15 protein-coding genes and 1 rRNA gene are annotated in these 13,788 nt (G+C 56.8%); 3 read left to right on the top strand and 13 right to left on the bottom strand.

All coding sequences use genetic code 11. The features are described from left to right. The first annotated feature begins 80 nt into the window (after positions 1 to 80). From LG327_RS08525 to LG327_RS08515, 3 genes are read left to right on the top strand one after another with little or no spacing between them, the layout of a single operon-like run. Complete coding sequence (locus LG327_RS08525) at positions 81 to 1,979, top strand: penicillin-binding protein activator (RefSeq protein WP_404368457.1); 1,899 nt, start codon at positions 81 to 83, stop codon at positions 1,977 to 1,979. Between the two features lie 23 nt (positions 1,980 to 2,002). Then, positions 2,003 to 2,380 carry a YraN family protein gene (locus LG327_RS08520; protein ID WP_404368454.1) on the top strand — a complete coding sequence of 126 codons (378 nt, stop codon included), beginning with the start codon at positions 2,003 to 2,005 and terminating at the stop codon, positions 2,378 to 2,380. Then, entirely contained in the window at positions 2,377 to 2,967 is a 591-nt protein-coding gene (locus LG327_RS08515) for an SIS domain-containing protein (RefSeq protein WP_404368451.1), read from the top strand. The genes LG327_RS08520 and LG327_RS08515 overlap by 4 nt, the downstream gene beginning before the upstream one ends. Before the next feature lie 64 nt (positions 2,968 to 3,031). On the opposite strand, the gene LG327_RS08510 is transcribed toward LG327_RS08515, so the two are convergent. The 13 genes from LG327_RS08510 to rrf all read right to left on the bottom strand — a co-directional run bounded on the left by LG327_RS08510 (position 3,032) and on the right by rrf (position 13,717). Then, entirely contained in the window at positions 3,032 to 3,430 is a 399-nt protein-coding gene (locus tag LG327_RS08510; protein ID WP_404369303.1) for a ClpXP protease specificity-enhancing factor, read from the bottom strand. 55 nt (positions 3,431 to 3,485) lie between these two features. Then, a complete protein-coding gene (locus LG327_RS08505; protein ID WP_404368448.1) occupies positions 3,486 to 4,115 on the bottom strand; it encodes a glutathione S-transferase N-terminal domain-containing protein in 630 nt (209 codons plus the stop codon). Between the two features lie 110 nt (positions 4,116 to 4,225). Continuing rightward, positions 4,226 to 4,984, bottom strand: a complete 759-nt coding sequence (locus tag LG327_RS08500; RefSeq protein WP_404368445.1) for a cytochrome c1 — start codon at positions 4,982 to 4,984, stop codon at positions 4,226 to 4,228. Beyond that, positions 4,981 to 6,213: a cytochrome bc complex cytochrome b subunit gene (locus tag LG327_RS08495; RefSeq protein WP_404368443.1), complete on the bottom strand. Its 1,233-nt coding sequence runs from the start codon at positions 6,211 to 6,213 to the stop codon at positions 4,981 to 4,983. Before LG327_RS08495 ends, LG327_RS08500 begins: the two co-directional genes overlap by 4 nt. Then, a complete protein-coding gene (gene petA, locus LG327_RS08490; protein ID WP_404368440.1) occupies positions 6,213 to 6,806 on the bottom strand; it encodes a ubiquinol-cytochrome c reductase iron-sulfur subunit in 594 nt (197 codons plus the stop codon). The genes LG327_RS08495 and petA overlap by 1 nt, the downstream gene beginning before the upstream one ends. Positions 6,807 to 7,042: 236 nt before the next feature. Then, positions 7,043 to 7,435: a 30S ribosomal protein S9 gene (gene rpsI, locus LG327_RS08485; protein WP_404368437.1), complete on the bottom strand. Its 393-nt coding sequence runs from the start codon at positions 7,433 to 7,435 to the stop codon at positions 7,043 to 7,045. Positions 7,436 to 7,447: 12 nt separating this feature from the next. Continuing rightward, entirely contained in the window at positions 7,448 to 7,876 is a 429-nt protein-coding gene (rplM, locus tag LG327_RS08480; protein WP_404368435.1) for a 50S ribosomal protein L13, read from the bottom strand. A gap of 201 nt (positions 7,877 to 8,077) precedes the next feature. Continuing rightward, a complete protein-coding gene (locus tag LG327_RS08475; protein ID WP_404368432.1) occupies positions 8,078 to 8,854 on the bottom strand; it encodes a TatD family hydrolase in 777 nt (258 codons plus the stop codon). 15 nt (positions 8,855 to 8,869) lie between these two features. Then, positions 8,870 to 10,450: a peptide chain release factor 3 gene (gene prfC, locus LG327_RS08470; RefSeq protein ID WP_404368429.1), complete on the bottom strand. Its 1,581-nt coding sequence runs from the start codon at positions 10,448 to 10,450 to the stop codon at positions 8,870 to 8,872. Positions 10,451 to 10,521: 71 nt separating this feature from the next. Next, a complete protein-coding gene (gene rimI / locus LG327_RS08465) occupies positions 10,522 to 11,004 on the bottom strand; it encodes a ribosomal protein S18-alanine N-acetyltransferase (protein ID WP_404368426.1) in 483 nt (160 codons plus the stop codon). Beyond that, positions 11,004 to 11,846 (bottom strand): hypothetical protein, encoded by an 843-nt coding sequence (locus LG327_RS08460; RefSeq protein ID WP_404368423.1) that lies wholly within the window; start codon positions 11,844 to 11,846, stop codon positions 11,004 to 11,006. The genes rimI and LG327_RS08460 overlap by 1 nt, the downstream gene beginning before the upstream one ends. Positions 11,847 to 11,908: 62 nt before the next feature. After that, positions 11,909 to 13,459, bottom strand: coding sequence for a 2-isopropylmalate synthase (locus LG327_RS08455; protein ID WP_404368420.1), 1,551 nt, complete (start codon positions 13,457 to 13,459; stop codon positions 11,909 to 11,911). A 142-nt stretch (positions 13,460 to 13,601) separates the two neighbouring features. Beyond that, positions 13,602 to 13,717: ribosomal RNA gene (gene rrf / locus LG327_RS08450) — 5S ribosomal RNA — on the bottom strand. Positions 13,718 to 13,788 lie beyond the last annotated feature (71 nt).

Below are 13,788 nucleotides of genomic sequence, written 5' to 3'. Positions count from 1 at the left end.
GTTAAACTCCGCACTGAAGCATGATGCCGGCGTTTGACCGGCGCCACAAGCGTAACTCCCGGGAGCTGTGTGACCCAGATATGACAGACCAACCTCGCAATCGCATTCGCTCCGGCCATTGTTCCTGCCGGCGTTACACGCGGCACTCAGTCGCCATGCTGGCCCTTGTGGTGCTGCTCGCCGGCTGCGCGCCGGTGTCTCTGAATCAGGAAGACCTTGAATCGCCGGACCGGATTATCTCCATGGCCAGCGACATACGGGACAGGGCAGAAGCGCAGCGCTTCCTTCTGGACGCCGCCGACAGGCTGCAGAACCAGAACAGCCACGCCGACGCGCGCCAGTTGTTGCGGAGCGAACGGCTTGATCCGCCGCTGGAGCCGCTCAGGTTGCAGTACATGCTGCTTTCCATGGCTGGCGCCGCTGCCCTGGAAGACCGGGATTGGGCAGAAGAGCTGGCTGACTCACTGAATGTGACCCATTTCCGGCAATACCGGGAAGATCTGGTCGCCCAGGCAGCCCGGCTTCAGGTGGAAATCTTCAGGCTTGCCGGGCAGCCCCTGCAGGCAGCTCTTACCCTCCTGGACACCAGTCCCGGGCTCGTAGCGGACGCCCAGAGCAGGAATGATCAGATATGGCAGCTACTCAAGCGCACGCCGTCCGAGGAGATCCGAGAATATAGTGAAAAGGCTATTGGTTACGATACCCAGGGCTGGCTGGAACTCGCGCTGATGCTGCGTGGACCGGAGATGAACCTGGAGACCCGCGGCAAAGCTGTGCGGGAGTGGCAGTTCAACTGGCCAGGGCACCCGGCGGCAAGCCAGTTGCCCGACGAGCTGGCAATGTTGACCCGGCTTTCCCAGGAACGGCCCGAAAAGATCTATCTGGCACTTCCTCTGACCGGTCCACTGGCAGGCGCAGGAGCCGCCATCAGGGACGGTTTCATGGCAGCGTTTTACGCGGACGAGAGCGCCAGTGATTACGAAATCCAGATCACAGTCACCGACACCACCGATCGCAGGTTTGCTGATCTCTATGAGGAACTGGGAAAGGAAAGCCCGGATCTTATCGTCGGCCCTCTGGAAAAAGAAGCTCTGGCTACCGTAATGAACCGCAATTCCATGCCTGTGCCTTTGCTCGCGCTCAACTATTCCAGCCAGTCCCCGCCCCCGGCCCGGCTGTATCAATTCGGACTGTCAGCTGAAGATGAAGCCCGTCAGATTGCATCGCGGCTACAGAGCGAGGGCCATAGCCAGGTACTGGTACTGGTTCCCGAAGGCGACTGGGGCAGCCGGGTGGAACAGGCACTTGTTGAAACCCTGGATCAACAGGGAGGTATCGCGCTCGATGTCAGGCGCTTCTTCCGTTCCGACAACTTCCGCGAGGTGACTGCTGATCTGCTGGGAATTAACACCAGCCGGGAAAGGGCGATCGCTGTCGAGCGCACTATTGGCCTGAACATCGAGTTCGAACCCCGGCGCCGGCAGGACGTGGATGCAATCATCATGGTGGCTCAGCCCACCATTGCGCGACAATTCAACCCTCTTTTCGCATTTTATTTCGGCGGAGACCTGCCAGTGTACGCGCCCTCACTGGTATACGAGGGTCGCGCCGATCCCTCCAGGGACAGGGATCTGAACCAGGTCCGGTTCACCGATATCCCCTGGGTTCTCAACCCGGACAACCCTTTTCGGGAGGCCGCCACCAGTGCGTTTCCCAATATGAGCGGTCAACTCGGCCGGTTGTTTGCCATGGGAGCAGACGCCTACCGCCTCAGTGCTCGCCTGCCCCTGCTTGAGCAGGTCGAAAACAGCGCCATTCAGGGTCTGACCGGGCGCCTGACAATGACAGAAAATGGCACGATCAGGCGGGAGCAGCTCTGGGCGGTCTTCGAACAGGGCAAACCGGTGCTTTTGCCCGGACAGAGCACCGGTGAGCAGGATGAAAGCGAGAGCGACCGGCAGAACGACCCACTTCTCTGATGACAAAAGGATGAGGCCCACAGATGATTGCCAGGGAAGGCAGCAAGGCATCCGGATTTCGGGCGGAAGGAGTAGCGGCACGCTATCTTCAGCGCAGAGGCGTCCGCATACTTGAGCACAACGTATATAGCCGGGGCGGGGAAATCGACCTGGTGGGAATGGATGGCGACGTCCTGGTGTTCTTTGAGGTGCGCTACCGGGGCAGATCCAGTTTCACCGGTAGTGCGGAGTCCATTACCTACCGGAAACAGCAGAGACTGGTGCGGGCCGCCTCGTTTTACCTGCACCGGAACGGGCTCTGGAATGTTTCAAGCCGGATCGATGTGGTGGCCATGGCGCCGGGAACCATCAAACAATATCGGATCCAGTGGATCAAAAACGCAATTCAGGCATCGCCATGAATGATAGTGAAAACCTCGTGAACCAGTTGTTCGCAACGCACATGGAGCACACCGCCGGGGCGGCCAGCATGGCTGTAACCGACATCAGCCTTGCAGCCGATGCCTTGGTGGCCTCACTGCTCATGGACGGCAAGATCATCGCCTGTGCCAACGGCAGCGCCAATGTCCTTGCCCAGTATTTCTGTACTGCCCTTCTGAACCGCTACGAGCACGACAGGCCGGCGTTGCCCGCGATTAACCTTGGGGCTGACGCCACAACCTACTCTGCCATCTGCCGGGATAACCGCTTTAACGAAACCTTTTCACGGCAGGTCCGCGCCATCGGCAAAGCCAATGACCTGCTGCTGGTCATCGTGGACGACGGACACAAGGCAAATCTTATTCAGGCAATACAGGCTGCCCATGATCGGGAGATGAAAGTCGTGGTGCTGAGCGCAAAGGAGAAAACCGATATCACATCTCTGCTGAATCCGGACGATCACGAAGTCGCCCTGGACAATCTTGCGCCGGGCCAGGCGGCCCCGCTGATGATGGTAATCATCAATGCGCTCTGTGAACTCATTGATCGCAAGCTTTTTGGCGGATAACAGAAGACCGCGCCGGAAGAGAGCCAAACGCGCCTGACGACAAACACCAGGCGCGAAAACTGCTCTATTTAACCACTTTCAGACTGGGTTTCCCCGACGGCCGCTGCCCTGTCGACGTATCCGCCTCGGGCTGACCATCCGGATCCGGAGAGCCAGGCTCGCTGCCAAACACCATCCCTTCACCATTCTCACGGGCATAAATGGCCATCACGGCCTGAAGAGGAATAAAAACCTGCATTGGCACACCGCCAAAGCGGGCACTGAATTCCAGGGCACCGTTGCCTATTACCAGAGCCTTGACCGCACCCGGGCTTATATTCAGCACGATCTGGCCATTGGCAACGTGTTCGGAAGGCACTTGCACTCCCTGCACCCCCGCGTCTACCACAATATAGGGCGTGCAGTCGTTATCCAGTATCCACTCGTTGAAAGCACGCACCAGATACGGCCTGCTGGATGCCATCTTCACTGTCTTGTCAGACACTCACTCCCCCTTGCCCAAGCTGGTGACAGGTAAATCAGTTGCGAATATCTTCCTCAAGATCGGAAAGACTGGCCTTGAAGCCATCCCGGCTGAAGATTCTTTCCATGTACTTCTGTAAGGGCTTCGCCTGCTTTTCCGTAAATTCGATCCCCATGGCTGGCAGGCGCCAGAGAATGGGCGCAATACAGCAGTCTACAATCGTAAACTCCTCAGACAGGAAAAATGGCATTTCGCCGAACAGAGCCGCCGTTGCCAAAAGGCTTTCACGCAATTCCTTGCGGGCTGTCTCCGAAGCCTTGTGGTTCGGCTGGGCAAGGATCTGGTCTACCAGGCCGCACCAGTCCTTCTGAATCCGATGAATCATCAGCCGGCTATTGGCACGGGCTACCGGATAGACAGGAAGCAGTGGCGGATGCGGAAAACGCTCATCGAGATATTCCATCATGATGTTGGGCTCATAAAGCACAAGATCACGATCGACGAGCGTCGGTAACGCATTGTAGGGATTGAGGTCAGCAAGTTCCCCTGGCGGATTATCAGGATCCACGTCCACCACATCCACGGTTACGCCCTTCTCTGCGAGCACGATACGGACACGGTGGCTGTAATGACTGGCCGGATCCGAAAAAAATGTCATTGATGACCGCTTGGTCACAACGCCCATAGAGCTACCCCATGATTAGACAAATCAAAATGATGTTGCATAACGAAAAAAACCAGCGGGCCCGATGAAGGCCCGCTGGACATTCCACGTCACCAATTATACCCGAATCTTCAGTGTACGTCCTTCCAGTACTCGCGGTTCAGGAGCCAGGCGAAAACGAAGAAAATGGCAATGAAGATCAGGACAAACACGCCAAGCCGTTCGCGCTCGACCTTGACCGGATCCCCCATATAGGAGAGGAAATTCGTCAGGTCGTACATCGCAGTATTGAACTCGGACGGGCTCATCGACCCTTCGCTCGCCCACTCAGGGCAGACGCCGGCATTTCTCTCGTTGCCACTGAGCGGATCAATGCTCGATTTCTGGCCGATTTTCGGCTTGACTGCGCACAGCCCCTGCTGATCCACCAGTACGTGGGGCATACCGACATTGTCGAAGACCACGTTATTGACGCCAAGCGGCCGGGTTTCATCCTTGTAGAAGCCGCGCAGATAGGAATAGATCCAGTCCTCTCCCCGCAACCGCGATTCCAGGGTAAGGTCCGGCGGGGCATTACCAAACCAGTTCGCCGCCTGCTGTTTGTTCATACCGATTTTCATCAGCTCACCGATCTTTGCGCCGGTGAAGATGAGGTTCTCTTCCACAAGCTGATCGGATATGTCCAGACCCTCTGCCACATGCATGTACCTGGCATACTCCAGGGAGTGACAGCCCATGCAGTAGTTCATGAAGGTTGCAGCGCCGCGCTGCAGAGACGCCTTGTTCGTATGATCAGGCTCCATGTTATCGAGCGGGACACCCGGAGCCGCCGCCAGGGCGAGGCCCGGCAGCAAGGCCACTACGAGAACCAGAAATAACTTTTTAATCATCCTGTCACCCTCTCTGGCACTGGCTTGGTTTTCTCCATTCGTGTGTAAAAGGGCATCAGAATGAAGTAGAGGAAGTACAGCGTTGTCAGTATCTGGGCCACCATCGTGCGCCCTTCCGTCGCCGGAACAAGGCCAAGATACCCCAGAATCACGAAACTGATCGCCAGGATGGCAAGTGCAATTTTGCTCAGAACGCCTTTGTAACGGATCGACCGCACCGGACTGCGGTCCAGCCAGGGAAGCACGAACAGAATGGCAATCGCACCACCCATGACGACCACACCCCAGAACTTGGCATCGAGACCAAAGAGATCCACGGTTACTGCACGGAGCATTGCGTAGAAAGGCGTGAAGTACCATACCGGCGCTATGTGATCCGGCGTCTTCAGCGGGTTAGCGGGTTCGAAATTCGGCTTCTCAAGGAATAGCCCGCCCATCTCCGGGAAGAAGAACACCACCACACAGAAAACAAAGAGGAACACGCCTACGCCAAGCAGGTCATGGACCGTGTAATAGGGGTGGAACGGAATACCATCTTTGGGTTTGCCGTTTTCGTCCTTGTTTTTCTTGATGTCGATGCCGTCAGGGTTGTTTGAACCCACTTCATGCAGTGCCAGAATGTGCAGTACGACAAGACCCAGCAGCACGATGGGCAGCGCTACCACGTGGAGCGCGAAGAACCGGTTCAGTGTAATGCCGGATATCAGGTAGTCACCACGAATCCACAGGGAGAGGTCTTCCCCAATAATCGGGATCGCACCAAAGAGGTTAACGATGACCTGTGCACCCCAGTAGGACATCTGGCCCCAGGGGAGCAGATAGCCCATGAAGGCCTCGGCCATCAGAACCAGATAGATGGTCATGCCAAACAGCCAGATAAGCTCACGGGGTTTCTGGTAGGAGCCATACATGATGCCGCGGAACATGTGGAGGTAAACCACCACAAAGAAAGCCGAGGCACCGGTGGAGTGCAGGTAGCGGAGCAGCCAGCCCCATTCCACATCTCTCATGATGTACTCAACCGACCTGAACGCGCCCTCTCCGCTGGGGTTATAGCTCATGGTCAGCCAGATACCGGTGACCAGCTGGTTGACCAGAACCAGCATCGCAAGGGATCCGAAGAAGTACCAGAAGTTGAAGTTTTTCGGGGCATAGTAGTCGCCCAGGTGCTTGTTGTAGGCCTCAACTATGGGAAGCCGCTCGTCTATCCAGTTTATGATTTTTGACATTATGCTGCCTCCGGATCCAGCCCAACGGTGACTGTGTCAGCCGTTTCATAGCGATAGGGTGGCACCTCAAGATGCGAAGGCGCAGGCTGGTTCTCGTAAACACGCCCTGCAAGATCGTACTTGGAGCCATGACAGGCACAAAAGAAGCCACCAAGCCAGTTTTCGCCAAGATCAGCGGGTGCCACTTCAGGACGGTAGTTTGGCGAGCAGCCCAGGTGAGTGCAGATGCCTACGACAATCAGGTACTCATCTTTGATTGCACGATAGATGCCCTCAATATAGGGGGGCTGGGCAGCTTCTTCGGACATGGGATCCTTGACAACATCATTGAGCTTCTCGATGTTTTCCAGCATCTTTTCAGTGCGGCGTACTACCCAAACCGGCTTGCCCCGCCACTCCACCGTAATCTGCTGACCCGGCTCAACCTTGCCAATGTTAACGCTGACCGGTGCGCCGGCAGCCTTTGCTCTGTCACTGGGGTTCCAGGACGCCACAAAAGGCACAGCCGCACCAACCACGCCGACTCCACCCACGACCGATGTTGCACCGATCAGAAACCGGCGTCGGCTCTGGCTTACGTCGCCATTATTCATTATGGTTCTCTCCCATCAGGCACCACATGTATGGCTGACAAGCCAATCATGCATCGTAAAGGACATCTCGACCCAAAAAGTTAAACGGTCCAAATGGTAATGAAATTACCACCTTCTTACAAGTAAGAAAGGCGCCGGCAAGGCTTGGGCAGCATCCGGAGGAGACTGCGGAACCTGTTGTCTGGACACAAAAAACCCGGCATAACGCCGGGCTTCGAGTCTGGACCAGCCAGCAATTAACGCTTGGAGTACTGAGGACGCTTACGCGCCTTCCGCAGACCAACTTTCTTACGCTCAACTTCACGCGCATCCCGGGTTACATAACCCGCCTTGCGCATTGCAGGGCGCAGGGTCTCATCGTAGTCCATCAGTGCGCGCGTCAGACCGTGGCGAATAGCGCCGGCCTGACCACTGATGCCGCCGCCTTCGACGGTGACCTTGATGTCGAAACGATCACCTGACTCTGCAACAACCAGAGGCTGACGCACGATCATGCGCAGGGTTTCGCGACCGAAAAAATCTTCAATGGAACGCCCATTGATGGAAATGTTGCCGCTTCCAGGCTTGATAAAAACCCGAGCCGTGGATGTCTTGCGGCGACCCGTACCGTAATTTTGTGCTACAGACATATCCGCCTTCCGTTAAATGTCGAGTTCTTTGGGCTGCTGGGCTGCATGAGGGTGCTCAGCCGTGGCATAGATTTTCAGCTTCCTGAACATGGCGCGACCCAGGGGGCCTTTGGGCATCATGCCCTTCACCGAATGCTCAATTACCTGTTCTGGCGCCTTGACCACCAGCTTCTCGAAGCTGATCGACTTGATACCACCCGGGAAGCCGGTATGACTGTAGTAAATCTTGTCAGCTGACTTCTTGCCCGTAACCCGCACCTGACCGGCATTGATAACAACAATGTAATCGCCAGTGTCGACGTGGGGGGTATATTCAGGCTTATGCTTGCCCCGCAGACGACGGGCGATCTCGGTTGACAGACGACCCAGCGTCTTGCCGGCTGCGTCTACAACGTACCAGTCACGTTTTACGGTTTCCGGTTTCGCACTCAGAGTCTTCATTGATTCCGCCTTGAACGCTATATAAGAAACGTTAAAAACCACCGCTGACAGGCGCTTGACGCTCAGCGGGGATCTTTGACCTGTTAAGTTTGTCGGCACTGACATCAATCGGGGCTGATGTTGATGACAACGCCTTGAAAAGCCAGGGGGCGAAGTATATCCGAACTGACATGCTAAAGCCAACCCCAGATTGCAGCTCTTTTAGTCCTTCCGCTCCCAGCGATAAAGCCTGGACACGTTGTCTTCAAGTGCACTTACGACTTCCTCCTCAGACTCCTTTCTGAGTTCCAGCAGAGAGCCCAGGATCTGCTTCAGGCGAACAGGCGAATTGGCACCCTTCTCCACACCCGCCGGCGGCATATCTGGCGCATCTGTCTCCAGCACCAGAGCGCTGAGCGGCAAAGAAGCAATCGCACGGCGGGTCTTGCGGGCACGATCATGCGTGATTACACCACCAACACCAATAAAGGCGCCAAAATCAGCCAGCTTTTGTGCCTGCTGCTCGCTACCGGAAAAACCATGGAGCAATACCGGTGAATCAAATTCGTACTGCTTGAGAGTGGCAAGCACCTCATCATGGGTCTTGACCGAATGCACGACCAGCGGCCAGCCCAGATCCCGGGCCATCTCTACCTGGGCTTCAAACCACCACTGCTGCCTGTCGAGATCGCCATGAATGCGATCGAGGCCGCACTCACCCAGAGCTACGCAGCCTTCCGGCCGAGCCTGCAGCTGCTGCCGCAGGCTCTCCAGAGCGCTCTCTTCATGGTCATCGATAAACCAGGGATGCAATCCGAGGCAGTAGTGGATGCCGCGATGAGCGGATGAGACCCGCTTGACACGATCCCAGTCCTGCTCACGCACTCCCGGGATCACAATGCGATCAATACCCGCCGAGGCAAGCTGATCCATAATGGCCGCTCTCTGTCCGTCGAATTCCGGGAAATCGAAGTGACAGTGGGCGTCGACAAGTCCCATGGCGAACTCCTGCGCTCAGTGCTCTCTGGTCTTGTGAAATTCGATATCAGGATAACGCTCCTGGGCCAACTGGAGGTTGACCATGGTGGGAGCAATGTAAGTCAGCTGATCGCTGCCATCCATGGCAATGTAGTCGTTGGCCTTGCGCACGAACTCATCGAGTTTGCGGGCGTCGTTGCTGGTAACCCAGCGGGCTGTCGCCACATTGATCGGTTCATACACAGCTTCCACCTTGTATTCCGTTTTCAGGCGGCTGACCACAACATCGAACTGGAGAACACCTACGGCGCCAACGATCAGATCGTTGTTTTTGACCGGCCGGAATACCTGTACCGCGCCCTCCTCGGAAAGCTGAACCAGACCTTTCTGAAGCTGCTTGGCCTTGAGGGGATCCCTGAGCCGGATACGACGGAACAGCTCCGGTGCGAAGTTGGGGATACCCTTGAACTTCATGTCTCTACCGGAGCTGAAAGTATCACCCAACTGGATGGTGCCGTGGTTATGCAAGCCGATAATATCGCCCGCATAGGCAACTTCAGCGTGCTCCCGGTCGCCGGCCATAAACGTCAGGGCATCGGAAAAACGGACCTCTTTACCAATCCGGACATGACGGGTTTTCATGCCCTGCTCATAATGGCCGGACACGATTCTCAGAAAGGCCACACGGTCGCGGTGCTGTGGGTCCATGTTTGCCTGGATCTTGAAGACGAAACCGGAAAATCCTTCATCGGTCGGCTTCACTAATCCCTGATCAGTTTCCCTGGGCTGTGGCGGTGGCGCCCATTCCACAAGGCCGTCCAGCATGTGATCCACGCCAAAATTGCCCAGCGCCGTGCCGAAAAAAACCGGAGTCAGCTCACCGGCCAGAAAGGCCTCGTGATCGAATTTATGGGAGGCGCCTTTCACCAGCTCAATTTCGTCGCGGAGCTCAGGAGCATAGGCCCCTAGCACCTCATCCAGCTCGGGGTTATCCAGGCCGCTGATGACTCTCTTTTCCTGGATAGCGTGCCCCTGTCCGGACTTGTAGAGAACGACCTCATCCCGGAGCAGGTGGTACACGCCCTTGAAGTTTTTACCCATACCGATGGGCCAGGTGATGGGAGCGCAGGCTATTTTCAGAACCTCCTCCACTTCATCCATCAGCTCGACCGGATCTCTCGTTTCCCTGTCCAGTTTGTTCATGAACGTGAGGATCGGCGTATCCCGCAGGCGGGTGACTTCCATCAGTTTGATGGTCCGCTCCTCAACACCCTTGGCACTGTCGATCACCATCAGGCAGGAATCAACCGCAGTCAGTGTACGGTAGGTGTCCTCGGAGAAATCCGCGTGACCGGGCGTATCCAGCAGGTTGATCAGACAGCCGCCATAGGGGAACTGCATGACCGATGTCGTCACCGAAATGCCCCGCTCCTTCTCCATCTCCATCCAGTCAGACTTGGCATGCTGACCCGACTTCTTGCCCTTCACAGTGCCCGCTTTCTGAATGGCATTACCGAACAGAAGAACCTTTTCTGTGATGGTGGTTTTACCCGCATCAGGATGTGAAATAATGGCAAAGGTGCGGCGCTGACCGACTTCCTTGGAAAGGGTAGACATAGTGAACAATGGCCTGGACTGGAAAGTTTTAAACGGGCGTCATTATAGATTTTGTGACAGCCGGACGCGAGTTATGAAGTAGGGAGCGACAAAGCCATGACCCGCGCAGCTTCCCGCTCCCCTGCGGCGGGATAGTATTGCGGGCGTATGCCTATCTGCTCAAAGCCCTCACTTGTGTACAGATCTGCCGCTGTCTGGTTGCCCATCCTGACTTCCAGCACAACCCGACTCATGCCCTCTTGCGCGGCCAGGGTGATCAAGTGGCGGAGGAGAAGCCGGCCCGCACCGCTTCGACGAACCTCAGGTGTTACGCAGAGATTGAGCAAATGCGCTTCATCCACCATGTAGGCGACCACGGCATAACCCAGAAGAAAGCCATCCTCGGACAGCGCCCAGAGGCGGTAATCAGAACGGAAGCAGTCGTGAAAAACTCCTTCACTCCAGGGATGGGAATACCCCCGACGCTCAATCTCCAGCACTCTGGAAACATCCTCGCGCCTGAGCGGCCGGACCTCCCGGGCCGGACTCAGGGCTGTATGCCAGGTACTACTCATCAGCCAGCCACCAGTGGCCTGAGGCGGGACCAGAGAGCCCGCTTGCGGCCCGGGTCAGTGGCAAGAGCAGCCAGGCTGAATTCGAAATCCACCACCGGCATGCCAAGGGACGCCTCAAGCCAGCCGGATCTATCATCCCACGACTCATCCTGACAGAGACCCAGCGCAATAAGACTATTCGGGGGGAATCTCGTGGCGAGCTCTTTTAACAGCTCCCTCAGACCAGACTCATCATTGCCCGGCACAGCCGGATTACTGAACACGGGCCACTGAAGCATTTTCGGCGGGCCTGCCTTCATGCCCATGGCACCGAGGATGCTCCGGGCAAGTGCATGCTGAAGGTCGGCACTGGCATCGGTCGAAATGGCACTGACCAAAACGTAGCTTTCGGACATCCAGACGCCCCAGTTGACGCTGAGTACCGCGCTGCCTGGCAACTCCCGGACAGGAGCCGGGGATACTGAAGGGGAATCCGGCGATACTGCTTCCGGTTCGGCTTCCGCGGGAGTTTCCGGCTGCTCCCTCGATGGGACAATTGGTGGATCCGGCACGGCCTCCCGAAGTCTGCTTTCAGGCTTTGTCACCTGGACTTTTATATCCGGGCGCGGCCCATCCATCAGGCCGCGAAGATTGGCAAGGCCCGCCTTTCGCCCGGTGTCCGCAGAATCAGGTGAGCTGACAGCAGGCGCCGCCGTTTCTGGCCAGACACTGGCGGGAGCCATATCTTCAAAGTCAAAATCCGGACTTGGGGCGGCTCCTGGCTGCACGGAGCGGGCATACCAGAGTCGGACCCCCATCCTGCCCAGGTAAAACTGCCGTTGCGCCTCATTAACCATGGTCACCTGATGCCTCTCTCCTCAACTCGCATTTGTCAGCCTCCTGTACTCCTGGATCGTCGGGCCAATCAGACATCAGCTCCCTGTGGGTGCTGCCGGGCCGCATTCATCGAGATGAGATTCAGTGCCTGGACATAGGCGCGGGCGGAGGCAATGATAATATCCGTATCCGCACCCAGGCCATTCACAATCCGGCCACCCCTCTCCAGGCGGACCGTCACCTCCCCCTGGGCATCGGTTCCACTAGTAATCGCATTGACTGAGTAAAGCTGAAGGTTGCAGCCCGACTGAACCAGAGTTTCAATTGCCTTGAAGGTGGCATCCACGGGCCCGCTGCCTTCCGCGTCCATCTGATGTTCCCGGCCATCCATCAGCAGAGTCACCTCAGCCCTGGGCACCACTCCCGTTTCGGAACAGACCCGCATGCGGACCAGCGCGAACCTTCCTTCCTCCTCCTTCTGACGGGCATCACTGGCAATGGCCTGAAGGTCTTCGTCGAAGATCTCGTGCTTGAGGTCCGCAAGTCCCTTGAACCGGCCGAAGGCTTCATTTAGCTGGGCCTCTGTCTCAAACTGAATGCCCAGTTCCTGAAGCCGGGTCCGAAAGGCATTCCGGCCGGAATGCTTGCCCAGGACCAGGCTGTTGGTATGCCAGCCTACATCCTGAGCGCGCATGATTTCGTAGGTCTCCCGGTGCTTCAACACACCATCCTGATGGATACCGGACTCATGAGCGAACGCATTGGCGCCGACAATCGCCTTGTTGGGCTGAACCGGAAATCCGGTCACAGTTGACACCAGCCGGGAGGCAGGAACGATATGAGAGGTGTCGATGCGGGTATCAATGCCGAAAAGGTCCTGACGGGTACGCACAGCCATCACCAGTTCTTCCAGGGACGCATTGCCTGCACGCTCTCCCAGACCATTGATGGTGCACTCCACCTGCCTGGCCCCCTGACTCACCGCAGCGAGGGAATTGGCAACCGCCAGGCCCAGATCGTTATGACAGTGCACCGAAAAGATGGCCTTGTCTGCATTGGGTACACGGTTCAGGAGTTGCCTGATCGTTTCTCCAAACTGCTCGGGGATGGCGTAGCCGACCGTGTCAGGAATGTTGATGGTCGTTGCGCCCGCGTTTATTGCCGCCTCAATGATACGGCACAGAAAATCCAGCTCTGAGCGGCCTGCGTCTTCGCAGGAAAACTCAACGTCATTTACGTGATTTCTTGCCCGCCTCACTGCCCGGACTGCCTGCTCCACCACCTCGTCGGGCGCCATCTGCAGCTTGTGCTTCATATGGATCGGGGAGGTCGCAATGAAGGTGTGAATCCGCTTTTGTTCGGCAGGCAGAATGGCTTCGGCAGCGCGATCAATGTCCTTGTCCAGCGCACGGGCAAGACTGCAGACGGTGGAGCCGGTGATAGCTTCGGCGATATTGCGGATGGCCTCGAAATCGCCCTGGCTCGCTATGGCAAAACCGGCCTCTATGACGTCCACCCGAAGCTTCTCCAGGATTTTCGCTATCCGTAACTTTTCTGCCCTGGTCATGGTGGCGCCGGGGCTCTGCTCGCCGTCACGCAGGGTGGTGTCAAATATGACCAGGTGATCCGGGGCGGACATAGTGCTCTCCAATTCAAAGACAGGCAGGGCTAACGTTTTTCCGGAGTATAACATTGAATATGACCCGCCCCTCGCCGGACTTTTCACAGGCCATAAAAAAAACCCCAGTACCGGGTGGTACTGGGGTTTTCGATATTTGGGAGCCTGACGATGACCTACTCTCACATGGGCAGAAGCCACACTACCATCGGCGCTGGTCTGTTTCACTTCTGAGTTCGGGATGGGATCAGGTGGTTCCAGACCGCTATGGTCGTCAGGCAAAACGGTTGATCACTGGGAAGGACAGGATTGAAACGGGTGTTCTGATAACGATCGCGGCGTCATCCGCA

It is taken from the genome of Marinobacter sp. (assembly GCF_044799475.1).
GTDB lineage: Bacteria > Pseudomonadota > Gammaproteobacteria > Pseudomonadales > Oleiphilaceae > Marinobacter.
Note: the sequence above shows the minus strand (reverse complement) of the source record. Positions and strands in the feature narration are given on the sequence as shown.

Coding starts and splice junctions, on each gene's coding strand:
- LG327_RS08525 (WP_404368457.1), top strand. CDS start 81: ATGACAGACCAACCTCGCAATCGCATTCGCTCCGGCCATTGTTCCTGC.
- LG327_RS08520 (WP_404368454.1), top strand. CDS start 2,003: ATGATTGCCAGGGAAGGCAGCAAGGCATCCGGATTTCGGGCGGAAGGA.
- LG327_RS08515 (WP_404368451.1), top strand. CDS start 2,377: ATGAATGATAGTGAAAACCTCGTGAACCAGTTGTTCGCAACGCACATG.
- LG327_RS08510 (WP_404369303.1), bottom strand. CDS start 3,430: ATGGCATCCAGCAGGCCGTATCTGGTGCGTGCTTTCAACGAGTGGATA.
- LG327_RS08505 (WP_404368448.1), bottom strand. CDS start 4,115: ATGGGCGTTGTGACCAAGCGGTCATCAATGACATTTTTTTCGGATCCG.
- LG327_RS08500 (WP_404368445.1), bottom strand. CDS start 4,984: ATGATTAAAAAGTTATTTCTGGTTCTCGTAGTGGCCTTGCTGCCGGGC.
- LG327_RS08495 (WP_404368443.1), bottom strand. CDS start 6,213: ATGTCAAAAATCATAAACTGGATAGACGAGCGGCTTCCCATAGTTGAG.
- petA (WP_404368440.1), bottom strand. CDS start 6,806: ATGAATAATGGCGACGTAAGCCAGAGCCGACGCCGGTTTCTGATCGGT.
- rpsI (WP_404368437.1), bottom strand. CDS start 7,435: ATGTCTGTAGCACAAAATTACGGTACGGGTCGCCGCAAGACATCCACG.
- rplM (WP_404368435.1), bottom strand. CDS start 7,876: ATGAAGACTCTGAGTGCGAAACCGGAAACCGTAAAACGTGACTGGTAC.
- LG327_RS08475 (WP_404368432.1), bottom strand. CDS start 8,854: ATGGGACTTGTCGACGCCCACTGTCACTTCGATTTCCCGGAATTCGAC.
- prfC (WP_404368429.1), bottom strand. CDS start 10,450: ATGTCTACCCTTTCCAAGGAAGTCGGTCAGCGCCGCACCTTTGCCATT.
- rimI (WP_404368426.1), bottom strand. CDS start 11,004: ATGAGTAGTACCTGGCATACAGCCCTGAGTCCGGCCCGGGAGGTCCGG.
- LG327_RS08455 (WP_404368420.1), bottom strand. CDS start 13,459: ATGTCCGCCCCGGATCACCTGGTCATATTTGACACCACCCTGCGTGAC.